The sequence below is a fragment of the Gordonia sp. C13 genome (assembly GCF_023218005.1).
GTDB lineage: Bacteria > Actinomycetota > Actinomycetes > Mycobacteriales > Mycobacteriaceae > Gordonia > Gordonia namibiensis.
Genome location: NZ_JALPSY010000001.1, coordinates 156,461 through 180,049, shown reverse-complemented (window position 1 = coordinate 180,049; position 23,589 = coordinate 156,461). Strand labels below are relative to the sequence as shown.

Here is a 23,589-nt window from a genome sequence, read left to right as displayed (position 1 = left end):
CCACGACCGCTGTCGGGGAGTTGTGGGGCACATGGAACAATTGATCACTGTGCTGCGCTGGATAACTGCCGGAGAATCCCACGGACCCGCCTTGGTCGCCCTCGTCGAGGGCATGGTCGCCGGGGTCGAGGTCACCTCGTCGGACATCGCCGAACAGCTCGCCCGCCGTCGCCTCGGCTACGGTCGCGGCGCGCGGATGAAGTTCGAGGCCGACAAGGTCACCGTGATCGGTGGCGTGCGCCACGGACGCACGATGGGCGGCCCGGTCGCCATCGAGATCGGCAACACCGAATGGCCCAAATGGGAGACCGTCATGGCTGCCGACCCGGTCGATCCCGCCGAACTCGAGGGCAGCGCCCGCAACGCGCCGCTGACCCGTCCGCGTCCCGGCCACGCCGACTACTCGGGCATGCTCAAGTACGGCTTCGACGACGCCCGTCCGGTCCTCGAACGCGCCAGCGCCCGCGAGACCGCCGCACGCGTCGCCGCCGGCACCGTCGCCCGCAACTTCCTGCGTCAGGTCTTCGGCATCGAGGTCGTCTCGCACGTCATCTCGATCGGCGCCAGTGATCCCTACGTCGGCCCGCCGCCCCGCTACAGCGACCTCGAGGCCATCGACGCCAGCCCGGTCCGCGCTTTCGACGCCGCCGCCGAGAAGTCGATGATCGACGAGATCGAAGCCGCCAAGAAGGACGGCGACACCCTCGGCGGCGTCGTGGAGATCGTCGCCACCGGTGTGCCCGTCGGCCTCGGCTCGCATGTCAGCGGTGAGACCCGCCTCGACGCACGTCTGGCTGCCGCACTCATGGGCATCCAGGCAATCAAGGGCGTCGAGGTCGGCGACGGCTTCACCACCGCCCGCCGCCGCGGCAGCGAGGCCCACGACGAGATGGTCCCCGGACCCGACGGCGTGCTGCGCTCCACCAACCGTGCAGGCGGCCTCGAAGGCGGCATGACCAACGGCGAGGATCTGCGCGTCCGCATCGCGATGAAGCCGATCTCGACGGTGCCGCGCGCCCTGTCGACGGTCGACATGGAGACGGGGGAGACCGCCAGCGCGATCCACCAGCGCTCCGACGTGTGCGCCGTGCCCGCGGCCGGCGTGGTCGCCGAGGCCATGGTGGCGCTCGTCGTCGCCCAGGCGGCACTGGACAAGTTCGGCGGCGATTCGGTCGCCGAGACCGCCAGCAACCTCGGCGCCTACCTGACTGCCGTCCACGCGCGCCCGCCGCGCCCATGACCCAGGTGCCGACCCCCACACGGGCGACCACAGGGCGCCGACCCAGCGCCGTGCTGATCGGCTTCATGGGCGCCGGCAAGTCGACCGTCGGGCGACTGCTCGCCGACCGGCTCGGGGTCGACTTCGTCGACACCGACATCGAACTGGTCCGGCGTACGGGGCGCTCCATCCCGGAGATCTTCGAATCCGACGGGGTCGACGGCTTCCGCACGATCGAGGAGAACGTCGTCTGCGACGTCCTCGACAATCACGGCGGGGTGGTCTCGCTCGGCGGGGGCGCGGTCACCACGGCGGGTGTCCGCGACGCATTGGCCGACCAGCGGGTGGTCTACCTGCGCGTCAGCCCCGAACGCGGCTATGAGCGGGTGTCCGGCACCGACCGCCCGCTGCTCGCCACCGAGGACCCGGCCGCCCGCTACGCGGAACTGCTCGCCGAGCGAACCGACATCTACTCGTCGGTGTGCACCTTCGAGGTCGACGCCGACGCCGCCCCGGACGCCGTCGCCGACGCCATCGTCTCCGAACTCGCCCGCGAACTCGACGTGAGGACACCAGAATGACCGACACCGAACCCGTTGCGATCCGCGTCAACGCGGGTGCGCCCTACGACGTGACGATCGGCCGCGGGCTGCTCGGCGAGGTCGCCGAGGCCGCCGCCGGCGCCGACCGCATCGCGATCCTGTACCAGCCGCCGCTGAACAAGACCGCCGAGCAGATTCGGGAATTCTTGGCCGACAAGGGTTTCGACGCCCACCGCATCGAGATCCCGGACGCCGAGGCGGGTAAGGACCTCTCGGTCGCCGCCTTCTGCTGGGAGGTCTTCGGCCGGATCGGTCTCAAGCGCAACGACAAGGTCATCAGCCTCGGCGGCGGTGCCGCGACCGACGTCTCCGGATTCGTCGCCGCCACCTGGATGCGCGGCATCGGCGTCATCCACGTCCCGACCACGCTGCTCGCGATGGTCGACGCCGCGGTCGGCGGCAAGACCGGCATCAACACCGAGGCGGGCAAGAACCTCGTCGGCTCGTTCCACGAACCCGACGCGGTCCTGATCGACATCGGCACCCTGGAGACCGTGCCCCGCAACGAGATCGTCGCCGGGCTCGCCGAGGTCATCAAGACCGGTTTCATCGCCGATCCGACGATCCTCGACATCATCGAGGCCGACCCGGAGGCCGCGCTCGACCCCACCAGCCCGGTCCTCCCGGATCTGATCCGCCGCTCGGTGCAGGTGAAGGCCGACGTCGTCTCGGCCGATCTCAAGGAGTCCTCGCTGCGCGAGATCCTCAACTACGGCCACACCCTGGGCCACGCGATCGAGCGCCGCGAGCGGTACCGCTGGCGTCACGGCGCCGCGGTGTCGGTGGGCCTGGTGTTCGCCGCCGAGCTGGCCCGCCTGGCCGGACGTCTCGACGACGCGACCGCCGACCGCCACAAGTCGGTGCTGGAGCTCGTCGGCCTGCCGACGACCTACGATCCCGACGCCTTCCCCGACCTGCTCGAGGGGATGGCGGGGGACAAGAAGAACCGCTCCGGTGTGCTGCGGTTCGTCGTGCTCGACGGGCTGGCCAAGCCGGGCCGTCTCGAGGGACCCGATCCGGGACTCCTCGCCGCCGCCTACTCGGCCGTCGCGGGCGGGGCGGGCAAGAGCACGTCGGTCCTGCTCTAGGCGCACGCGCCCAGAAACGAACGAACCCCACGACCTCGAGGCCGTGGGGTTCGTTGTTTGTCGGAGTGGCTACTGGGCGGTCGCGTCGGCGTGACGGTCCTCGTGGACCGACCAGTCGTCCTCGGGGGCGCCCTTGTTCTGGTCGCGGCGGATCAGCCAGCGGCCGATGGCCGCGCCGACGAACGCCGGGACGAACACCAGCAGCGCGGTGAACGAGGCGCCGGCGATCAACTCGACGAACAGGCCGGCCTGGCCGATGCCGGCGAGGACCGTGTTGCCGAGGATCCAGGAGATCAGTCCCGCGATCACACCGGCCATGACACCCGCCTTCAGCCAGCGGACGGTGAGGTCCTCGTAGTCGTCCGGATCAGGGTTGGCGCGGGCATCGCGGATGCCGTCGAAACCGCCCCAGACCAAGGCGATGAGGACGACCGCCGCGATGGTGACGGTGCGCCACACGGTGGAGTTCAGCGGGGCCTCGACCACCGCGACACCGAGCAGGATTCGGGCGAGGACGTGAACGGCGGTCATCGTCAGACCGCGTACCAACCACGAAGACATGCGCGTCATACTACGCATCTGTGCCGTGATCGCCGACACACCCGGTCGATCCGGCCGGTCCAGCGTGCCGGGTTCGCACTGTGCGTCGTCCCGCCGTAGCGTTGCCCGGGTGCCGATCATCCACGACACAGCAGCCCGGCGAGACCGGCTGCGGAGCCAGTTACGTGAGCGTCCCGACGCCGAGCAGGTGTCGGCGTTCGTGGTCTCCGACCTCGTCAACGTCCGCTATCTGACCGGCTTCACGGGGTCCAACGCGGCGGTTCTCATCGACGTGTCCGATCCCGCGGGGGACCGGATCGCCACCGATGGCCGCTACCTCACCCAGGTCGCCGCCCAGGTGCCGGACGTCGAGTCCGTCATCGAACGGGCCTGCGTCCCGGCGCTGGTCGTCCACGCGCGAACCGCGGGTGCGTCGCGGATCGGCTTCGAGGCCGACGCCGAGACCGTCGCAGGCCACCGTGCCCTGACCGCATCGATCGAGGACTCCGGTGTCGAACTGGTCGGCCTCACCGGCGTCGTGCAGGCGCTGCGTTCGGTCAAGGACGCGGGGGAGATCGCGCTGCTGCGTGCCGCCTGCGCGATCGGAGACGCCGCACTCGCCCAGATCATCGCCGACGGCGTCCTGCGTGCCGGCACCACCGAACGCCAGGCCGCCCGTGCGCTGGAGTTCGAGATGTACCGCCTCGGCGCCGATGGCATCGCCTTCGAGACCATCGTGGCCGCCGGTGCGCACTCGGCGATCCCGCATCACCGGCCCACGCACACCGCACTGGCCGACGGCGATCTCGTGAAGATCGACTTCGGTGCAGTCGTCGGCGGGTACCACTCCGACATGACCCGCACCTTCGTGTTGCGTCGCGCTGCGGACTGGCAACGCGACATCTACGACCTCGTCGCCGCCGCGCAGGCCGCCGGACGGGCGGCTCTGCGCCCGGGTGCGGATCTACGGCAGGTGGACGCCGCCGCGCGCGACGTCATCGACGAGGCGGGGCACGGCGACCACTACGTGCACGGCCTCGGCCACGGCGTAGGCCTCGAGATCCACGAAGCGCCGGGAATCGGCAAACTCGCGGCGGGTACACTGCCATGCGGTGCTGCGGTCACCGTGGAGCCCGGTGTGTACCTACCCGGATGGGGTGGGGTCAGGATCGAGGACACCCTGGTCGTCACACAAGGCGACCCGGAACTGTTGACCACCACCGACAAGACATTCACCGTCATCTGACTGCAAGGGAAGAAACACCACATGGCGACCACCGCCGATTTCAAGAACGGCCTCGTGCTGCGCATGGACGACCAGCTCTGGCAGATCCAGGAGTTCCAGCACGTCAAGCCGGGCAAGGGCCCCGCGTTCGTGCGCACCAAGATCAAGAACGTGCTGAGCGGCAAGACCGTCGACAAGACCTTCAACGCCGGCGTCAAGGTCGAGACCGCCACCGTCGACCGTCGGGACATGACCTTCCTGTACAACGACGGCACCGACTACGTCTTCATGGACGCACAGGACTACGAGCAGTTCTCGCTGCCGCCGGCCGTCGTCGGCGACGGCGCACGCTTCCTGCTCGAGAACATGACCGTCCAGGTCTCGCTCAACGAGGGCAACCCGCTGTTCGTCGAACTCCCGGTCACCGTCGAGCTCGTCGTCGCCCAGACCGACCCGGGTCTGCAGGGTGACCGCTCCACCGGCGGCACCAAGCCCGCCACGCTGGAGACCGGTGCCGAGATCCAGGTGCCCCTGTTCATCAACACCGGTGACAAGCTCAAGGTCGACTCGCGTGACGGCAGCTACCTCGGCCGCGTCAACTCCTGACCTGTGAAACAACCCGGAACCCGACACAAGGCGCGGCGGCGCGCGGTCGACCTTCTCTTCGAGGCCGAGGCCAAGAAGGTCAGCCCCGCGCAGCTCGTCGCCGAACGCCGTGAGTACGTCCGCAGTGACGAGAGCGTCGGCTCGATCCACGACTACACCGCCACGGTGATCAACGGTCTCGCCGACGATCAGGACCAGATCGACGCGGTCATCTCCTCCCATCTGCGGGAGTGGACGCTGGAGCGTCTGCCCGCCGTCGACCGCGCCATCATGCGCCTGGCGACCTGGGAGCTGTTCAACTCGCTCGACGTCGACACCATCGTGGTGGTCGACGAGGCGGTGGAGCTCGCCAAGGAGCTGTCCACCGACGACTCGCCGGCCTTCGTCAACGGAGTGCTCGCCAAGATCGCCGAGCTCGCGCCGCAGGTCCGAGCCGCCGCGTCCGCCGAGCCGCGGCCGTCGGGTGACGCCGAGTAGTACGGAAGATCTCATGCCATCGGTCCCGGTCGTGTTCGCGACCGGGACCGATTGCTGTGGCGCAGGTCGCTGGAATTCGTCTGTCTCGCGACGCGGTGTAAAGTGTCGCAAGACAGACATCCTTTAACGATCCGTCCTGCGAGGCGGAGAAGGAGGTCGGCTTTGGCCAGCCCCGCCCCCAGGGTGCTGCTCGATGCCGCTGACGTGTCGCGCACGATTGCCCGTGTCGCACACCAGGTGATCGAGAAGACAGCTCTGGACTCGCCTGACGCCCCGCGCGTCGTTCTCATCGGAATCCCCACTCGCGGAACATCTCTCGCGACCCGATTGGGTTCCAAGATCGGCGAGTTCGCCAACGTCGAGGTGCCGGTCGGCTACCTCGACATCACTCTCTACCGCGACGATCTGCGCGGCAAGCCCCATCGCCCGCTCGAACGGACCATGGTCCCGGCCGGAGGCGTCGACGGCGCGATCGTGATCCTCGTCGACGACGTGCTCTACTCCGGACGCACCGTCCGCGCCGCACTCGACGCTCTGCGTGACCTCGGCCGCCCCGCCGCGGTCCAGCTCGCGGTGCTGGTGGATCGCGGTCACCGCGAATTGCCGTTGCGCGCAGACTATGTCGGCAAGAACATTCCCACCGCTCGCGACGAGCAGGTGTCGGTACACCTCACCGAACACGACGGGATCGACCAGGTCGTCTTGAGTTCGGCCGCGAACACCGTTGCCGCCGAGGGTGATTCCTGATGCGGCATTTGCTTTCCACGCAGGATCTCACCCGCGAGGAGGCCACCGCGCTGCTCGACGACGCCGAGCGTTTCGAGCAGGCGCTGACCGGTCGCGAGGTCCGCAAGCTGCCGACGCTGCGCGGCCGCACCGTCATGACGGTGTTCTACGAGAACTCGACCCGCACCCGCGTCTCCTTCGAGGTCGCCGGAAAGTGGATGAGCGCCGACGTCATCAACGTCAGCGCCTCGAGTTCCTCTGTGGGCAAAGGCGAATCGCTGCGCGACACGGTCAAGACCCTGCACGCCGCAGGTGCCGACGCACTGATCGTCCGGCACCCCGCATCGGGCGCACCCGCCCAGATCGCCGACTGGACCACCGATTCCGACGGTGAGGGCCCGGCGATCATCAACGCCGGCGACGGCACACACGAGCACCCGACGCAGGCACTGCTCGACGCGCTCACCCTGCGCCAGCGGCTCGGTTCGCTGGACGGGCGTCGCATCGCGATCGTCGGCGACGTGGTGCACTCGCGGGTCGCACGGTCCAACGCGCACCTGCTGTCGACCCTCGGTGCCGAGGTCGTCCTCGTCGCCCCGCCGACCCTGCTCCCGGCGGGAGTGGGCGAGTGGCCGGTCACCGTCTCGGGCAACCTCGACGCCGAACTGCCGTCGGTCGACGCGGTCATGATGCTGCGCGTGCAGGCCGAGCGCATGAACGGCGGGTTCTTCCCGAGCGCCCGCGAGTACTCGGTTCGCTTCGGTCTCAACGACCGTCGCCTCGCGATGCTCTCCGACGACGCGGTCGTGCTGCACCCCGGCCCGATGCTGCGTGGCATGGAGATCGGCTGGTCGGTCGCCGACTCGCCCAAGGCCACCGTCCTCGAACAGGTCCGCAACGGCGTGCACGTCCGCATGGCGGTGCTCTTCCGTCTTCTCGTCGGTTCCGACTCGGCGGGAGCCCAGCTGTGACGCCGAGTACGCACACCCCCAGCACGTCAGGAGTTCGCCAGTGACCGCCCCGGCAACCGGAACCGTCCTGCTCGGTGATGTTCGCCCCTACGGCGAAGGCGAGCCGGTCGATGTTCTCGTCGTCGACGGTGTGATCACCGAGATCGGTGCAGGACTGTCTGCACCCGAGGGCGCCGAGCGCATCGAGGGCAAGGGCGGCGTCCTGCTGCCCGGTTTCGTCGACCTCCACACACATCTGCGCGAACCCGGCCGCGAGGACACCGAGACCATCCGGTCCGGCTCCGAGGCCGCCGCCCTGGGCGGCTACACCGCGGTCTTCGCGATGGCCAACACCAGCCCGGTCGCCGACAACTCGACCGTCACCGACAACGTGTGGCGCTCCGGCCGCGAGGTCGGCCTCGTCGACGTGTACCCGGTGGGTGCCGTCACCGTCGGTCTCGAGGGCAAGCAACTCGCCGAGATGGGCATGATGAACGCCGGAGCCGCGGGCGTCCGGATGTTCAGCGACGACGGCAAGTGCGTCTACGACCCCCTGCTCATGCGCCGCGCCCTGGAGTACGCGACCGGCCTGGGCGTGCTCATCGCCCAGCATGCCGAGGAGCCGCGCCTGACCGTAGGTGCCGTCGCCAACGAGGGCCCGACCGCATCCCGCCTGGGCCTGGCGGGCTGGCCGCGTGCCGCCGAGGAGTCGATCGTCATCCGCGACGCACTGCTCGCCCGAGATGCCGGCGCCCGCATCCACATCTGCCACGCCTCGACCGAGGGCACCGTCGAACTGCTGCGGTGGGCCAAGGACCAGGGGATCGCGATCACCGCCGAGGTGACCCCGCACCACCTGCTCCTCGACGACTCGCGTCTCGCAACATATGACCCGGTCAACAAGGTCAATCCACCGCTGCGCGAGGTCCGTGACAAGGAAGCCCTGCGGCAGGCCCTGGCGGATGGGATCGTCGACTGTGTGGCCACCGACCACGCACCGCACGCCGCGCAGGAGAAGTGCTGCGAGTTCGCCCAGGCCAAGCCGGGCATGCTCGGGCTGCAGACCGCGCTGCCGATTGTCGTCGAGACCCTGGTGAAGCCGGGACTCCTCGACTGGCGCGGCGTCGCACGGGTGATGAGCGAGCGGCCCGCACAGATCGTCGAACTGACCGATCAGGGCCGCCCGATCGAGGTCGGTGAGCCGGCCAACCTCACCGTCGTCGACCCGGACACCTCGTGGGTGGTCCGCGGCGACGAACTGGCCAGCCTGTCGCGCAACACTCCGTTCGAGGAGATGACGATGCCGGCGACCATCACCGCCACCGTCCTGCGCGGCGTGGTCACCACCCGCGAGGGCCGGGTGACCCGATGAGCCCCGAGTCCCGGCGCGGACTGGTCCCGGGCGTCATCCTCATCCTCGTGGCCGCGTCGCTCTTCACCACGTGGCTTGGCTACGGCAGGTTCGTGTTCAACGCGTGGTTCATCGGCGTGTGCTTGCTGATCGTGATCGGCCTGCTGTCGATGTTCTACCTGCTGATCACCGGCAACAAGAAGAAGCAGGCGGCACAAGCCGAGCTCATCGGCGAACTGCCGCCCACCCCGGCCGATCTCGGGGCGGAGCAGCGCGGCCCCGACACCGGCCTCTACCTCGGCAGTACCATGGCGCCGAGCTGGCAGAACCGCGTGGTCGTGGGAGACATCTCCGACCGCGCGTCGGCGACGATCGCCGAGTTCGCGGAGGGAATCCTCATCTCCCGACAGGGTGCGAGCGACATCTGGATTCCCCGCGCGGCGATCACCGCGGTACGCACCGAACGCGGCATCGCGGGCAAGGTGATGAGCGCCGACGGTGTCCTGGTGATCCGATGGGTCCTGCCCAGCGGCACCGAGATCGACACGGGTATCCGCGCCGACGACAAATCGATCTATCCCGGCTGGGTGAACGCCTTTGCCGGGCAGCATGACAGTGGACAGGGGACACAGGAATGAACACAGCGGTCTTGGTGCTGGAGAACGGCCAGGTGTTCACCGGCCGGAGCTTCGGCGCAGTGGGCGAGACCCTCGGTGAAGCGGTGTTCTGCACCGCGATGACCGGCTACCAGGAGACCCTGACCGACCCGAGTTACCACCGGCAGATCGTCGTGGCCACCGCGCCGCAGATCGGCAACACCGGCTGGAACACCGAGGACGGCGAGAGCACCGGCAGCGCGGGCAGCACCGGGGTCGAGGGCGACTCCGGCAAGATCTGGGTGGCCGGATATGCGGTGCGCAATCCCACGCGTCGCGTCTCCAACTGGCGCGCCACCACCTCGCTCGAGGACGAACTCGTCAAGCAGGGGATCGTCGGCATCGGCGGGATCGACACCCGCACCGTGGTCCGCATCCTCCGCGACCACGGCTCGATGAAGGCCGGCATCTTCTCCGGCCCGGCACTGGCCGACACCGACGAACTCGTCGGCCGCGTCCGCAACCAGCCGGACATGAAGGGCGCCAAACTCGCCGACGAGGTCACCACCTCCGACGGGTACGTCGTCGAGCCGGTCGACCAGCACCGGTTCACCGTCGCGGCCATCGACCTCGGGATCAAGACCAACACTCCGCGTATGTTCGCCGAGCGCGGCGTCCGCACGCACGTGCTGCCGTCGAACATCGCGCTCGACGCGATCGCCGACCTCAAACCCGACGGTGTGTTCCTGTCGAACGGCCCGGGTGACCCGGCGACCGCCGACGACGTCGTCGAGCTCACCCGCGGCGTCCTCGGTCAGGACCTGCCGCTGTTCGGCATCTGCTTCGGCAACCAGATCCTGGGCCGGGCCCTCGGCCGGTCCACCTACAAGATGAAGTTCGGGCACCGGGGCATCAACATCCCGGTTGTCGACCATGCCACCGGCAAGGTCTCGATCACCTCGCAGAACCACGGCTTCGCACTCGAGGGGGAGGCGGGGGAGGAGTTCGACTCCGACTTCGGCCGCGCGCGGGTCAGCCATGTCTGCGCCAACGACGGAACCGTGGAGGGCCTCGAGCTGCTCTCCGGCCGCGCCTTCTCCGTGCAGTACCACCCGGAGGCGGCCGCCGGGCCCCACGACGCCGCGTATCTGTTCGACAAATTCGTCACCCTGCTCGAGGGTGACCGTGCGCAAGGAGCGAGTGCCTGATGCCGCGCCGCGAAGACATCAACCACGTCCTGGTCATCGGCTCCGGCCCGATCGTCATCGGCCAGGCCTGTGAATTCGACTACTCGGGCACCCAGGCCTGCCGCGTGCTCAAGGCCGAGGGCCTGCGCGTCAGCCTGGTGAACTCCAACCCGGCGACGATCATGACCGACCCGGAGTTCGCCGATGCCACCTACATCGAGCCGATCACGGCCGAGTTCGTGGAGAAGGTGATCGAGGCCGAGCGCGACGCCGGTCATCCCATCGACGCCGTGCTCGCCACCCTCGGCGGGCAGACCGCGCTGAACACCGCGGTCGCACTGCACGATCGCGGCTCGCTGGAGAAGTACGGCATCGAGCTGATCGGTGCCGACTTCGACGCCATCCAGCGCGGCGAGGACCGTCAGATGTTCAAGGACATCGTGGAGAAGGTCGGCGGCGAGAGCGCCCGCTCCCGCGTCTGCCACACCATGGACGAGGTCCGCGAGACCGTCGCCGAACTCGGCTTCCCGGTCGTCGTGCGGCCGTCGTTCACCATGGGCGGTCTCGGCTCGGGCATGGCCTACGACGACGCCGACCTCGAGCGGATCGCCGGTGGCGGTCTCGCCGCGTCACCGACGGCCAACGTCCTCATCGAGGAGTCGATCCTCGGGTGGAAGGAATACGAGCTCGAGCTCATGCGCGACAACCGCGACAACGTGGTGGTCGTCTGCTCGATCGAGAACCTCGACCCGGTCGGCGTGCACACCGGCGACTCGGTGACCGTCGCCCCGGCGATGACCCTCACCGACCGCGAATACCAGATCATGCGCGATCTCTCGATCGACATCCTGCGCGAGGTCGGCGTCGACACCGGCGGCTGCAACATCCAGTTCGCCCAGGACCCGCGCGACGGCCGCCTCGTCGTCATCGAGATGAACCCGCGTGTGTCGCGGTCGTCGGCCCTGGCGTCGAAGGCCACCGGCTTCCCGATCGCCAAGATCGCCGCGAAGCTGGCCATCGGGTACAGCCTCGACGAGATCGTCAACGACATCACCAAGGAGACCCCGGCCTGCTTCGAGCCCACGCTCGACTACGTCGTGGTCAAGGCTCCGCGGTTCGCGTTCGAGAAGTTCCCCGGCGCCGACGACACCCTGACCACCACGATGAAGTCGGTGGGCGAGGCGATGAGCCTCGGCCGCAGCTTCGCCGAGGCGCTCGGCAAGGTCATGCGTTCGCTGGAGACCAAGGCCGGCGGTTTCTGGGTGGAGGCCAACCGGCCCGACCCGAAGACCGTCGACCTGCCCGCGTTGCTCGAGGAGATCAAGACGCCGAAGGACGGGCGTCTGTACAGGCTGATGCTGGCCTTCGACGCCGGCGCCACCATCGAGCAGCTCTACGAGGCCACCGCGATCGACCCGTGGTTCCTGGCCGAGATCGGCGGCATCGCCGCACTCGGTGCGGAGATCCGCGACGCCGACACCCTCGACGAGGCGCTGCTGCGCGAGGCGAAGTCGAACGGCTTCTCCGATCGTCAGATCGCCGCGCTCCGTTCGGAATTCGAGGACGAGGCCGCGGTGCGCGCGCATCGTCTGTCGCTCGGTGTGCGCCCGGTCTACAAGACCGTCGACACCTGTGCGGCCGAGTTCGAGGCGAAGACGCCGTACCACTACTCGACCTACGAGCTCGATCCCGCGGCGACCAGCGAGATCGCGCCGCAGCCGGATCGTCCGAAGGTGCTGATCCTTGGTTCGGGCCCCAACCGCATCGGTCAGGGCATCGAGTTCGACTACTCGTGTGTCCACGCCGCGCTCACCCTCAGCGAGGCCGGGTACGAGACCGTGATGGTCAACTGCAACCCGGAGACGGTCTCGACCGACTACGACACCGCCGATCGTCTGTACTTCGAGCCGCTGACCTTCGAGGACGTGCTCGAGGTCTACTACGCCGAATCCCAGTCCGGCACCGTCGCCGGTGTCATCGTGCAGCTCGGCGGCCAGACCCCGCTGGGTCTCGCACGTCGGCTCGAGGAGGCGGGTGTCCCGATCGTCGGCACCAGCCCGGCCGCCATCGACCTCGCCGAGGATCGCGGCGAGTTCGGCAAGGTCCTCACCGAGGCCGGCCTCCCGGCGCCGGCGTTCGGTACCGCGACCAGCTTCGCCGAGGCCCGCGACACCGCCGCCCGCATCGGGTACCCGGTGCTGGTACGTCCGTCGTATGTGCTCGGTGGGCGCGGCATGGAGATCGTGTACGACGAGAAATCCCTGGAGGACTACATCTCTCGTGCCACCGAGCTCACCCCCGACCACCCGGTGCTCGTCGACCGTTTCCTCGAGGACGCGGTGGAGATCGACGTCGACGCCCTGTGCGACGGCGACGAGGTCTACATCGGCGGCGTGATGGAGCACATCGAGGAGGCCGGTATCCACTCCGGTGACTCCGCGTGTGCGCTGCCGCCGGTCACCCTCGGTCGCGCCGACCTCGAGATGGTCCGCACCTCCACCGAGGCGCTCGCCAAGGGCATCGGGGTGAAGGGTCTGCTCAACGTCCAGTACGCACTCAAGGACGACGTCCTCTACGTGCTCGAGGCGAATCCGCGTGCGAGCCGCACGGTTCCGTTCGTCTCCAAGGCGACCGCGGTGCCGCTGGCCAAGGCCTGTGCCCGCGTCATGCTCGGCGCGTCGATCGCCGACCTGCGCAAGCAGGGCATCCTGCCCGAGACCGGTGACGGCGGCGAGTCCCCCTCGACCGCGCCGATCTCGGTGAAGGAAGCGGTCCTGCCGTTCAACCGGTTCCGGCGCGAGGACGGCAGCGGTGTCGACAACCTGCTCAGCCCGGAGATGAAGTCCACCGGTGAGGTCATGGGCATCGACGCCGACTTCGGTCGCGCGTTCGCCAAGTCGCAGACCGCCGCCTACGGATCGCTGCCCACCAGCGGCAAGATCTTCGTCTCGGTCGCCAACAAGGACAAGCGGGCGCTGATCTTCCCGGTCAAGCACCTCGCCGACCTCGGCTTCGAGATCCTGGCCACCGAGGGCACCGCGGATGTGCTGCGCCGCAACGGAATCAAGTGCGAGACCGTGCTCAAGCACTTCGAGGCCGCCGAGGGGCAGCGCACGGTCGTGGACATCATCCGCGCCGGTGAGGTCACCATGGTGATCAACACCCCGTACGGCAACTCGGGCCCGCGTGTCGACGGCTACGAGATCCGCAGTGCGGCCGTCTCGGTCAACATCCCGTGCATCACCACGGTGCAGGGCGCCAGTGCCGCGGTGCAGGGCATCGAGGCCGCCATCAACGGTGACGTCGCGGTGCGCTCGATCCAGCGACGCCACGCGGACATGGCCGGCCGGTCGTGACGGAAGCGTCCGGTTTCGGCGCCCGCTACCGGCAGGTGACGGCCGAACGCGGACGCCTGTGCGCGGGCATCGACCCGCACGCGGCGCTGCTGACCGACTGGGGCCTGGACGTGTCCGTCGACGGGTTGTCCCGTTTCGCCGACATCTGCGTCGAGGCGCTGGCCCCGTCGGCGGCGGTGATCAAGCCGCAGGTCGCCTTCTTCGAGCCGTTCGGTGCCGCGGGTTTCGCGGTACTCGAACAGGTCATCGCGGGTTGCCGCGAGGCCGGTGCCCTGGTGATCGCCGACGCCAAACGCGGTGACATCGGCTCGACCATGTCTGCCTACGCGCGGGCTTGGTTGGCCGATGCCTCCCCGTTGTGCAGCGACTCGGTGACCGCCTCGCCCTACCTCGGATACGAATCGCTGCGTCCTGCGCTGGATCTGGCCCGTGAGGGCGGGCGTGGTGTGTTCGTGTTGGCCCGAACGTCGAACCCGGAGGGTGGCGACGTACAGAAGGCCCTGACCGAGAAGACCTCGGCGGGGGAGCGGACGGTCGCGCAGTCCATCGTCGACGCCGCGGCGGCCGAGAACGCCGACGGCACGGCCACGGTCGGTCTCGTCGTGGGTGCCACCCGCGAGCACGGACTCGACCTCGCCGACCTGAACGGTCCGATCCTGGCTCCGGGTCTGGGCGCCCAGGGCGCCACCGCGGAGGACCTGAAGGTGGTCTTCGACGGTGCCGACCCGGCCTGGGTGCTCCCGGCGAGTTCGCGTGGCGTGCTCCGCGCAGGTCCCGACGTCGCTTCGCTGCGGAAGGCGTTCGTACAGGCGCGGGACGAGGTCGAGGCCGCGCTCGGCTGACGCCGAGGTGGCCGGGGAAAGCACGCGACACGCTCGAACCGCGATCGAATTCCGCGCGGATCTGGTCACATCACTCCAGTCACATCTGTCTCAGGGTGTGAATCGCGCGATCGCATGTAGTTTGCATGGCTATCGACCTCCGTCGCCAGTGTCACTGCTGTGACCTGCAGTTTCGGTGCAAAAGCCGTAGTCAGAGCGTTGCAACAATGAGTGAAGCGTCGATGTGGCGGAGCGAACCACCGCGGTGCACTACAACATGAGAAAACACCGCGAAAACGGGGGGTCGCGCTCGCAAATGCCTGATCACGTGGGTACGGTCGCATTCGCCGCCAACAATCGGTGATGCCGGACGGGTCCCCACCCGACCGCATCGTTGCGAAGACGACGCAGCGTCACCAGTGTGGCAAAAGCCGTCGGACGCCCCCGGGCGGACGATGACAGTCCCAATCAAGAACGAAAGACGGAGGAACCCGTGGCCCTTCCCCAGTTGACTGACGAGCAGCGCGCCGCTGCGTTGGAGAAGGCAGCTGCCGCTCGTCGCGTCCGCGCGGAGCTCAAGGAGCGCCTCAAGCGCGGTGGCACCGATCTCCAGCAGGTGCTCAAGGATGCCGAGAACGACGAGATCCTGGGCAAGATGAAGGTCTCGGCACTGCTCGAGGCCCTGCCCAAGGTCGGCAAGGTCAAGGCTCAGGAGATCATGACCGAGCTGGAGATCGCCCCGACCCGCCGCCTGCGCGGTCTCGGCGACCGTCAGCGCAAGGCTCTGCTCGAGAAGTTCAGCTCCTGAGCGTGAGCATCGCAACCGAACACGGCAGCGTGACGAGCACGTGGGACCGGCGGTGACCAACCGGCCGGATACCGCGGGAGCCGCACGCACGAGGGGTCGACTGATTGTCTTGGTCGGCCCCTCGGCCGTCGGCAAGTCCACCGTGGTCGCCAAGGTGCGCGCCGCGTTGCCCGACCTGTACTTCAGCGTCTCGGCGACCACCCGTGCACCGCGTCCCGGTGAGGTCGACGGCCGCGACTACTACTTCGTGTCCGCCGAGGACTTCGACAAGATGATCGCCGGTGACGAGCTCCTGGAGTGGGCGGAAATCCATGGTGGCCTGCAGCGATCGGGCACCCCGCTCGCGCCCGTCCTCGCGGCTCTGGAGGCCGGTAAACCCGTTCTGGTGGAGGTCGACCTGGTCGGGGCGCGCAATGTCGTCGCCCGGTTGCCCGAGGCGACCACCGTCTTCCTCGCACCGCCGAGCTGGGACGAACTGGTGGCCCGGCTGACCGGTCGCGGCACCGAGAGCCCCGAGGCGATCGAGCGCCGGCTGGCCACCGCGAAGGTCGAGATGGCCGCCCGAGACGAGTTCGACCACGTCATCGTGAACAGCGAAGTCGACCGAGCGGCCTCCGACTTGGTATCCTTGCTGGTCGGACCTGAGCAGCCCACCGCGCCCGCGACCTGACCAGCCTCTCTGACATCCCAGACCTCGACGCAGGAGTTTGTGTGACCACCCCGACCAATTTCGACATCACCGAGATCGCCGACGCACCGGCATACGACACGCCGCTGGGTATCACCAATCCGCCGATCGACGATCTCCTCGAGCGCGCCTCGTCGAAGTACGCTCTCGTCATCTACGCGGCCAAGCGTGCCCGCCAGATCAACGACTACTACAACCAGCTCGGCGACGGCATCCTCGAGTACGTCGGCCCGCTGGTGGAGCCGGGCCTGCAGGAGAAGCCGCTGTCGATCGCGATGCGCGAGATCCACTCCGACCTGCTCGAGCACACCGAGGGCGAATAGTCTCGGCGTCGGGATGACCAAACCGACCAAGACACGACGCCGGATCCTCATCGGCGTCGGTGGAGGCATCGCCGCATACAAGGTGTGCTCGGTGATCCGCCACTTCACCGAGTCCGGGCACGAGGTCCGCGTGGTGCCGACCCCCGCCGCACTCAAGTTCGTCGGCAAGGCGACCTTCGAGGCACTGAGCGGTAACCCGGTCAGCACCACCGTCTTCGACGACGTCGACGAGGTCGCGCATGTGCGTCTGGGCCAGGGCGCCGACCTCGTCATCATCGCGCCGGCGACCGCGGACCTCATGGCCCGCGCCGCTCAGGGACGCGCCGACGACCTGCTCACCGCTTCGCTGCTCACCGTGCGGTGCCCGGTGCTGTTCGTGCCGGCCATGCACACCGAGATGTGGGAGCACCCGGCCACCCAGGCCAACATCGCGACGCTGCGCGAACAGGGCTCGACGGTCATGACCCCGGCGTCCGGCCGGCTCACCGGCACGGATTCCGGCCGCGGCCGTCTCCCTGACCCGCAGGAGATCGCGCTCATCGGCGAGCTGCTCCTCGACCGCGCCGACGCCCTGCCCTACGACCTCGACGGTGTCCGCGTACTCATCAGCGCCGGCGGCACCCGCGAACCCCTCGATCCCGTGCGCTACCTGGGCAATCACAGCTCAGGCAAGCAGGGATTCGCGCTGGCCCGCGCGGCCGCACAGCGCGGCGCGAGCGTCACCGTCGTCGCCGGTTCGACCGGCGACCCCGGCGATCCCGCCGGTGTCCACATCGTGCGGATCTCCAACGCGCAGGAACTCGCCGAGGAGATGACGAAACGGGCGGCCGACGCCGACGTCGTCATCATGGCCGCCGCCGTAGCCGACTTCCGGCCCATCGCGGTGGCCGACGCCAAGATCAAGAAGGGCGCTCAGGGTCCGGCCCCGATCGAACTCACCACCAACCCCGACATCCTCCGCGGGCTGGTCGAGGCGCGGGACGACGGTCGGATTCCGTCCGAGACCGTCATCGTCGGCTTCGCGGCGGAGACCGGCGACGAGACCGGCGGGGTCCTCGACCACGGTCGGGCCAAACTCGCCCGCAAGGGATGCGACCTGCTCGTGGTGAACGCGGTCGGCGACGGCAAGGCGTTCGGCACCGAGGACAACACCGGTTGGCTGCTGTCCGCCAAGGGTGACGAGACCGCTCTGCCCTTCGGATCGAAAACACTCATGTCGAGTCGGATACTTGACGAAGTGCGTCAACTGGTGCCTGATGGTCGGGGGGCCTGAGCGGCGCCGCGACAGCAACTGCCTGCTGTGTAGTTTTGAAAGTGACTCCACCGGCCACAACGACGGCCGATACCTGCCAAACGGCGCCGGAACCATCCGCGCGCGAGATCTCGAGAGGATCTGATGACCACCTCGTCACGCCTGTTCACGAGCGAATCCGTCACCGAGGGACATCCCGACAAGATCTGTGACGCGATCAGCGACTCGATCCTCGACGCCATCCTCACCGACGACCCGAAGGCCCGGGTCGCGGTCGAGACCCTGGTGACCACCGGCCAGGTCCACGTCGCGGGCGAGGTCACCACCACGGCCTACGCCGACATCCCCGGCATCGTCCGCGCCAAGATCCTCGAGATCGGCTACGACTCCTCGACCAAGGGCTTCGACGGCGCGTCGTGCGGCGTCAACGTCGCCATCGGCGCGCAGTCCCCGGACATCGCGGGCGGCGTCTTCAACTCCCACGAGAGCCGTAGCGGCATCTCCGAGGACGAGATCGACAGCCAGGGCGCCGGCGACCAGGGCCTGATGTTCGGTTACGCCACCAACGAGACCCCCGAGCTGATGCCGGTGCCGATCGCACTCGCGCACCGTCTGTCGCGTCGTCTCACCGAGGTCCGCAAGGACGGCACGCTGCCGTACCTGCGTCCCGACGGCAAGACCCAGGTCACCATCGAATACGACGGTGACATCCCGGTCCGTCTCGACACCGTCGTCCTGTCGACCCAGCACGCCGCCGACATCGACCTCGACAACCTGCTGGCTCCCGACATCAAGAAGCAGGTCGTCGACGCCGTTCTCGCCGACATCGACCTGCCGAACCTCGACACCTCCGACTACCGCCTGCTGGTCAACCCGACCGGCAAGTTCGTCCTCGGCGGTCCGATGGGCGACGCCGGCCTGACCGGCCGCAAGATCATCGTCGACACCTACGGCGGCATGGCCCGCCACGGTGGCGGCGCCTTCTCCGGCAAGGACCCGTCGAAGGTCGACCGCAGCGCCGCCTACGCGATGCGCTGGGTCGCCAAGAACGCGGTCGCCGCGGGCCTGGCCAACCGCATCGAGGTCCAGGTCGCCTACGCCATCGGCAAGGCCGCTCCGGTCGGTCTGTTCGTCGAGACCTTCGGCACCGAGCACGTCGACCCGGCGGTCATCGAGCGTGTCATCAAGGAGAACTTCGACCTGCGTCCGCTCGCGATCATCCGCGACCTGGACCTGCTGCGTCCGATCTACGGTCCGACCGCCGCGTACGGCCACTTCGGTCGCACCGACGTCGATCTGCCGTGGGAGCGGACCGACCGCGCGGACAAGCTGCGCGCGGCCGCCGGACTCTGACCCCGAAGGGCGCAGTCCCTGCCCCCGAAAGGCGCACGGGTCCCGGCTGATTCGCTGCCGGTGGCCCGTGTGCTGCCCATACTCGGACTCGCACACCTCGACCGACCGTTCGACTACCTGATCGACTCCGATCAGGATGCGACGGCGGTTCCGGGGGCGCGGGTCCGCGTTCGGTTCGCCGGTCGTCTGATCGACGGATTCCTGCTCGATCGGATCGAGAAGAGCGATCACCCCGGCAAGCTGGGCTGGCTCGACCGCGTCGTCTCCGCCGAGCCTGTCCTGTCACCGGAACTGGCCTCGCTGTGCCGCGCCGTCGCCGACCGCTACGCGGGCACCATGGGAGATGTTGTCCGGCTGGCGATTCCGCCACGTCACGCACGCACCGAAAAGGAGACGACGCCGGAACCGACGACCGTCGTCGAGGCGCCCGACCCGGAGGCGTGGCGACGCTACCCGCTGGCCGAGTCGTTCTTCGAGGCGATTGCCGACGGTGGGCACCCGCGTGCGGCGTGGCAGGCGCTGCCGGGGGAGGACTGGCCCCGCAGACTCGCCGAACTCGCCGCGACGACCCTGGCGGCCGGGCGCGGCTGCATCATCATCGTGCCCGACCAGCGGGACCTCGACCGGGTGTGGGCGGAATGTGAACCGCTCATCGGCGATCGGGGAGTCGCGCTGGCCGCCGGTCTCGGTCCCACCGCGAGGTACCGCCGCTGGCTCGCCGCACGACGCGGCGCGGCGAAACTCGTGATCGGCACGCGCAGTGCGGTGTTCGCACCCGTCACCGACCTCGGTCTCGTCGTCGTCTGGGATGACGGCGACGACAGCATGGCCGATCCCCGCGCGCCGTACCCGCACCCGCGTGAAGTCGCGGTCCTGCGGTCGCATCAGGAACGGTGCGGACTGCTGCTCGGCGGCTTCGCCCGGACCGCGGAGGCGCAGGCGCTCGTCGCATCGGGGTGGGCACACGACCTCGTCGCCGACCGACCGCTCGTCCGCCACCGCAGTCCGCGTGTGCAGGCAATCTCCGACGACGACCGCCAGATCGCCCGGGATCCGATGGCGAGGTCCGCGCGGATCCCCGAGGTCGCCTTCGACGCGGCCCGCTCAGCGTTCGCCGCCGACCAGCCGGTTGTCTTCAGCGTCCCGCGCCGCGGCTACGTGCCGTCGCTGGCGTGTACGCGGTGTCGCGAGCACGCTCGATGCCGCGCGTGCAACGGACCCCTGCAGATGGACGGCAACCAGCGTCTGAGTTGCCGCTGGTGCGGCCGCCCGGAGCCGGTCTTCCGCTGTCCCGAGTGCGGCAACACGAAGGTGCGCGCGACGGTCACCGGCGCTCGACGCACCGCCGAGGAACTGGGACGTGCCTTCGCAGGTGTGCCGGTCCACACGAGCGGCGGCGACACCATCCTCGACGAGATCGAACCGGGCGCACGACTCGTCGTCGCGACGCCGGGCGCCGAACCGGTCGCACCAGACGGTTACGGCGCGGCGATCGTCGTCGACACCTGGGCACAACTCGACCGTGCCGATCTACGCGCGGAGGAACACGCCGTCCGACGCTGGATGGCGTTGGCCGGCATGGTCCGGCCGCATGGCGAGGGCGGCCGCGTGGTCATCGTCGCCGACTCGACCCTGGCCCCTGTCCAGGCGCTGATCCGTTGGGACCCTGTCGGATTCGCGTCGCTCCAACTGAACGAGCGCGTCGAACTGGGATTTCCGCCGGCGGTCACGATGGCCTCGGTCGACGGGCCCACGCAGGTCATCACCGACTTCGTCGAACACCTCGAACTGCCCGAGGGTGCGGACGTTCTCGGGCCGGTACCGCTCCCGCCCGGGGTGCGACCGCCGGCTGGGAGCACCGAGTGGGAGGCCGCCGCGGACGACGAGATGGACCGCATCCTGGTGCGGTTGCCGCGCAAGCACGGACGGCTTCTGGCAGAGGCTCTCGCCGCCGGGCAGGCACGACGCAACACGCACCGGCAGACCGGGCCGATCCGGGTCCAGGTGGACCCGCCTACGATCGGATGAATGCGCATCGTTTTCGCCGGCACCCCCGAGGTGGCCGTGCCGTCGTTGCAGGCCCTTCTCGACTCGCCGTCGCATGAGGTCGTCGGCGTCATCACCCGGCCCGACGCGGTGTCGGGCCGCGGCCGCAAGGTCGTGCGGTCACCGATCGGCGTCCTCGCCGACGAGCACGGCCTGGAAGTGATCACCCCGCGTCGGATGTCCGAACCCGATGTCGCCGAGACGTTGCGACGCTGGGCGCCGGACTGCGCGGCAGTGGTCGCCTACGGTGGCCTCGTGCCCGAGGATCTGCTCGCGCTGCCGACCCACGGCTGGATCAACCTGCACTTCTCGGTGTTGCCCGCGTGGCGCGGAGCGGCGCCGGTGCAGGCCGCGATCGCCGCAGGTGACGAGGTGACCGGTGCCAGCACCTTCCGGCTGGAGAAAGGCCTCGACACCGGGCCGGTCTACGGCATCCTGACCGAGACCATCCGGCCGACCGACACCAGCGGCGACCTGCTCGCCCGTCTCGCCGACGCCGGGGCCGGCCTGCTGGTCAACACGCTCGACGGCATCGAGGCCGGGGGACTCATCCCCGAACCGCAACCCGCGGCCGGCGTCAGCCACGCGCCGAAGGTCGAGGTCGAGGATGCGCGTATCCGCTGGGATCTGCCCGCGCACATCATCGATCGCCTCATCCGCGCCTACACGCCGGCGCCCGGGGCGTGGACGAGTCTCGACGACGCCCGGATCAAGGTGGGCCCGGTGCGCCCCGTCGCCGAGGACGATGCGTCGCTACCGGAAGCGGTCCGTGCCGAGCCGTTGCCCGCGGGTGCGGTCGCGGTGACCAAGAAGGCGGTGTTCGTCGGAACCGGTTCGACACCGGTGAAACTCGGCACGGTGCAACCGCCGGGGAAGAAGCCGATGCCGGCCGCCGACTGGGCGCGCGGCGCCCGACTGACCGATGGGACGGTACTGGGATGAGTGCGGATCGCCGACCGAGCCAGGGCAAGCGGGACAACAACTCCGCGAAGTTCCGGCAGAAGGACCTCGACCCGGCCCGCGTCGCGGCGCGGGACACGCTACGCGCGGTTCGTGAGCGGGACGCCTACGCGAACCTGGTCCTCCCGAAAATGCTGCGGGACCGCAAGATCGAGGGTCGGGACGCCGCGTTCGCGACCGAACTCGCCTACGGCACCGCACGTGCACAGGGCCTGCTGGATGCGGTGATCGCCGCGGCGGCCAAGCGGCCCGTCGAGGAGATCGACGGCCCGGTGCTCGACGTGCTGCGGCTGGGCGCCTATCAGCTGCTGCGGACGCGCGTGGGTTCCCATGCGGCGGTGTCGACGTCGGTGGATCTCGTACGTTCCGAGAACGGCATGGGCCCTTCGGGTTTCGCCAACGCCGTGCTGCGGAAGGTGTCGCAGAAGGACGAGGACATGTGGGTCGAGGAGCTCGCGCCGTCGCCCGCCGAGGACCTCGTCGGCTACCTGGCCTTCCAGTACGCGCATCCGCGCTGGATCGCGGAGGTGTTCCGCGACGCACTCGGCGGTTCGGCCGGCCAGTTGCAGGCGGCGCTCGCCGCCGACGACGAACGGCCGCCAGTGCACCTGGTCGCCCGGCCGGGCTACATCACCGCCGAGGAACTGGCGCTGACCAGCGGGGGAGAGGAAGGCAACTTCTCGCCGTACTGCGTGTACCTGCCCAGCGGTGATCCCGGTGACGTCGACGCTATCCGCGAGGGCTACGCCGGTGTCCAGGACGAGGGCAGCCAGCTGATCGCGCGTGCGGTCACGGTCGCCGAGGTCGCCGGCGACTCCGGCCGCTGGCTCGACATGTGCGCCGGACCCGGCGGCAAGGCCGCGCTGATCGGCGCGCTCGCCGAGATCGATGCCGCCCGACTCGATGCCATCGAGGTGTCGAAGCATCGCGCCGAACTGATCCGCAAGGTGGTCAGCGACCTGCCGGTGACGATCCACGTCGCCGACGCCCGGTCGAGCGGCCTCGAACCCGGATACGACCGCATCCTGCTCGACGCGCCTTGTTCCGGTCTCGGCTCGCTGCGCCGCAGGCCCGAATCTCGTTGGCGCCGAACAGCTGCCGATGTCGATGAACTCGTCGTGCTGCAGAAGGAGTTGCTCACCGAGGCGCTTCGGCTGGTCAAACCCGGTGGCGTGGTGGTCTATTCGACGTGCTCGCCGCACCCGGCCGAGACCACGTCGGTGGTCGCCGATGTTCTGGCATCGGTGCAAGGTGCGCGTCAACTCGACGCCCGCCCGCTGGTGACCGTCGGCAAGCTGGGGCCGGAGCTTCTCGGCGATGGGCCGCACGTTCAGCTGTGGCCGCACATCCACGGCACGGATGCGATGTTCCTGGCGGCGCTGACCCGGGACTGATCGTTCACTTGCCGTGCGAGG

At 69.0% G+C, this 23,589-nt stretch carries 22 protein-coding genes; 21 read left to right on the top strand and 1 reads right to left on the bottom strand.

Features of this window, described 5'->3' with window-relative positions:
• Positions 1-31 precede the first annotated feature (31 nt).
• From aroC to aroB, 3 genes are read left to right on the top strand one after another with little or no spacing between them, the layout of a single operon-like run.
• Complete coding sequence (gene aroC, locus M1L58_RS00825; RefSeq protein WP_248657494.1) at positions 32-1,240, top strand: chorismate synthase; 1,209 nt, start codon at positions 32-34, stop codon at positions 1,238-1,240.
• Positions 1,237-1,800, top strand: a complete 564-nt coding sequence (locus tag M1L58_RS00820) for a shikimate kinase (RefSeq protein WP_006866343.1) — start codon at positions 1,237-1,239, stop codon at positions 1,798-1,800. The genes aroC and M1L58_RS00820 overlap by 4 nt, the downstream gene beginning before the upstream one ends.
• Positions 1,797-2,909 (top strand): 3-dehydroquinate synthase, encoded by a 1,113-nt coding sequence (gene aroB / locus M1L58_RS00815; protein WP_006866342.1) that lies wholly within the window; start codon positions 1,797-1,799, stop codon positions 2,907-2,909. The genes M1L58_RS00820 and aroB overlap by 4 nt, the downstream gene beginning before the upstream one ends.
• Positions 2,910-2,978: 69 nt before the next feature.
• Here the strand turns inward: aroB and M1L58_RS00810 are convergent, their stop codons facing one another.
• On the bottom strand, positions 2,979-3,470 hold the full coding sequence (locus tag M1L58_RS00810) for a B-4DMT family transporter (RefSeq protein ID WP_006866341.1): 492 nt from the start codon (positions 3,468-3,470) through the stop codon (positions 2,979-2,981).
• Between the two features lie 109 nt (positions 3,471-3,579).
• Between M1L58_RS00810 and M1L58_RS00805 the strand changes: the two genes are divergently transcribed.
• From M1L58_RS00805 to M1L58_RS00720, 18 genes are all read left to right on the top strand, one after another.
• Positions 3,580-4,695 (top strand): M24 family metallopeptidase, encoded by a 1,116-nt coding sequence (locus tag M1L58_RS00805; protein WP_248657493.1) that lies wholly within the window; start codon positions 3,580-3,582, stop codon positions 4,693-4,695.
• A 21-nt stretch (positions 4,696-4,716) separates the two neighbouring features.
• Positions 4,717-5,280: an elongation factor P gene (gene efp / locus M1L58_RS00800; protein ID WP_006357194.1), complete on the top strand. Its 564-nt coding sequence runs from the start codon at positions 4,717-4,719 to the stop codon at positions 5,278-5,280.
• 3 nt (positions 5,281-5,283) lie between these two features.
• A complete protein-coding gene (nusB, locus tag M1L58_RS00795; RefSeq protein ID WP_006357195.1) occupies positions 5,284-5,757 on the top strand; it encodes a transcription antitermination factor NusB in 474 nt (157 codons plus the stop codon).
• Between the two features lie 162 nt (positions 5,758-5,919).
• Complete coding sequence (pyrR, locus tag M1L58_RS00790) at positions 5,920-6,504, top strand: bifunctional pyr operon transcriptional regulator/uracil phosphoribosyltransferase PyrR (protein ID WP_005197120.1); 585 nt, start codon at positions 5,920-5,922, stop codon at positions 6,502-6,504.
• On the top strand, positions 6,504-7,454 hold the full coding sequence (locus M1L58_RS00785) for an aspartate carbamoyltransferase catalytic subunit (protein ID WP_154882410.1): 951 nt from the start codon (positions 6,504-6,506) through the stop codon (positions 7,452-7,454). The genes pyrR and M1L58_RS00785 overlap by 1 nt, the downstream gene beginning before the upstream one ends.
• Before the next feature lie 40 nt (positions 7,455-7,494).
• Positions 7,495-8,805 (top strand): dihydroorotase, encoded by a 1,311-nt coding sequence (locus tag M1L58_RS00780; RefSeq protein ID WP_248657492.1) that lies wholly within the window; start codon positions 7,495-7,497, stop codon positions 8,803-8,805.
• Entirely contained in the window at positions 8,802-9,422 is a 621-nt protein-coding gene (locus M1L58_RS00775; protein WP_248657491.1) for a PH-like domain-containing protein, read from the top strand. The genes M1L58_RS00780 and M1L58_RS00775 overlap by 4 nt, the downstream gene beginning before the upstream one ends.
• Complete coding sequence (gene carA / locus M1L58_RS00770; protein WP_248657490.1) at positions 9,419-10,588, top strand: glutamine-hydrolyzing carbamoyl-phosphate synthase small subunit; 1,170 nt, start codon at positions 9,419-9,421, stop codon at positions 10,586-10,588. The genes M1L58_RS00775 and carA overlap by 4 nt, the downstream gene beginning before the upstream one ends.
• Entirely contained in the window at positions 10,588-13,923 is a 3,336-nt protein-coding gene (carB, locus tag M1L58_RS00765; protein WP_248657489.1) for a carbamoyl-phosphate synthase large subunit, read from the top strand. The genes carA and carB overlap by 1 nt, the downstream gene beginning before the upstream one ends.
• Positions 13,920-14,765: an orotidine-5'-phosphate decarboxylase gene (pyrF, locus tag M1L58_RS00760; RefSeq protein ID WP_248657488.1), complete on the top strand. Its 846-nt coding sequence runs from the start codon at positions 13,920-13,922 to the stop codon at positions 14,763-14,765. Before carB ends, pyrF begins: the two co-directional genes overlap by 4 nt.
• A gap of 472 nt (positions 14,766-15,237) precedes the next feature.
• The gene (gene mihF / locus M1L58_RS00755) at positions 15,238-15,552 is read left to right on the top strand and encodes an integration host factor, actinobacterial type (RefSeq protein WP_004021989.1); all 315 of its coding nucleotides are present in this window, start codon (positions 15,238-15,240) and stop codon (positions 15,550-15,552) included.
• Between the two features lie 40 nt (positions 15,553-15,592).
• Positions 15,593-16,222, top strand: a complete 630-nt coding sequence (gene gmk, locus M1L58_RS00750; RefSeq protein ID WP_248657487.1) for a guanylate kinase — start codon at positions 15,593-15,595, stop codon at positions 16,220-16,222.
• Between the two features lie 41 nt (positions 16,223-16,263).
• The gene (gene rpoZ / locus M1L58_RS00745) at positions 16,264-16,563 is read left to right on the top strand and encodes a DNA-directed RNA polymerase subunit omega (RefSeq protein WP_006357204.1); all 300 of its coding nucleotides are present in this window, start codon (positions 16,264-16,266) and stop codon (positions 16,561-16,563) included.
• Positions 16,564-16,576: 13 nt separating this feature from the next.
• Positions 16,577-17,836 (top strand): bifunctional phosphopantothenoylcysteine decarboxylase/phosphopantothenate--cysteine ligase CoaBC, encoded by a 1,260-nt coding sequence (gene coaBC / locus M1L58_RS00740; RefSeq protein WP_248657486.1) that lies wholly within the window; start codon positions 16,577-16,579, stop codon positions 17,834-17,836.
• A 123-nt stretch (positions 17,837-17,959) separates the two neighbouring features.
• Entirely contained in the window at positions 17,960-19,168 is a 1,209-nt protein-coding gene (gene metK, locus M1L58_RS00735) for a methionine adenosyltransferase (protein WP_006866328.1), read from the top strand.
• Positions 19,169-19,228: 60 nt separating this feature from the next.
• The gene (locus M1L58_RS00730; protein ID WP_248657485.1) at positions 19,229-21,196 is read left to right on the top strand and encodes a primosomal protein N'; all 1,968 of its coding nucleotides are present in this window, start codon (positions 19,229-19,231) and stop codon (positions 21,194-21,196) included.
• Positions 21,197-22,156: a methionyl-tRNA formyltransferase gene (fmt, locus tag M1L58_RS00725; protein WP_248657484.1), complete on the top strand. Its 960-nt coding sequence runs from the start codon at positions 21,197-21,199 to the stop codon at positions 22,154-22,156.
• Entirely contained in the window at positions 22,153-23,568 is a 1,416-nt protein-coding gene (locus M1L58_RS00720; RefSeq protein WP_248657483.1) for an RsmB/NOP family class I SAM-dependent RNA methyltransferase, read from the top strand. The genes fmt and M1L58_RS00720 overlap by 4 nt, the downstream gene beginning before the upstream one ends.
• Positions 23,569-23,589: the final 21 nt, after the last annotated feature.

Bases quoted from the DNA above. Each gene is read 5' to 3' on its own strand.
- M1L58_RS00720 (WP_248657483.1), top strand. From the start codon at position 22,153: ATGAGTGCGGATCGCCGACCGAGCCAGGGCAAGCGGGACAACAACTCC.
- aroB (WP_006866342.1), top strand. From the start codon at position 1,797: ATGACCGACACCGAACCCGTTGCGATCCGCGTCAACGCGGGTGCGCCC.
- efp (WP_006357194.1), top strand. From the start codon at position 4,717: ATGGCGACCACCGCCGATTTCAAGAACGGCCTCGTGCTGCGCATGGAC.
- M1L58_RS00785 (WP_154882410.1), top strand. From the start codon at position 6,504: ATGCGGCATTTGCTTTCCACGCAGGATCTCACCCGCGAGGAGGCCACC.
- aroC (WP_248657494.1), top strand. From the start codon at position 32: ATGGAACAATTGATCACTGTGCTGCGCTGGATAACTGCCGGAGAATCC.
- M1L58_RS00810 (WP_006866341.1), bottom strand. From the start codon at position 3,470: ATGTCTTCGTGGTTGGTACGCGGTCTGACGATGACCGCCGTTCACGTC.
- M1L58_RS00775 (WP_248657491.1), top strand. From the start codon at position 8,802: ATGAGCCCCGAGTCCCGGCGCGGACTGGTCCCGGGCGTCATCCTCATC.
- M1L58_RS00820 (WP_006866343.1), top strand. From the start codon at position 1,237: ATGACCCAGGTGCCGACCCCCACACGGGCGACCACAGGGCGCCGACCC.
- fmt (WP_248657484.1), top strand. From the start codon at position 21,197: ATGCGCATCGTTTTCGCCGGCACCCCCGAGGTGGCCGTGCCGTCGTTG.
- carA (WP_248657490.1), top strand. From the start codon at position 9,419: ATGAACACAGCGGTCTTGGTGCTGGAGAACGGCCAGGTGTTCACCGGC.
- carB (WP_248657489.1), top strand. From the start codon at position 10,588: ATGCCGCGCCGCGAAGACATCAACCACGTCCTGGTCATCGGCTCCGGC.
- metK (WP_006866328.1), top strand. From the start codon at position 17,960: ATGACCACCTCGTCACGCCTGTTCACGAGCGAATCCGTCACCGAGGGA.
- coaBC (WP_248657486.1), top strand. From the start codon at position 16,577: ATGACCAAACCGACCAAGACACGACGCCGGATCCTCATCGGCGTCGGT.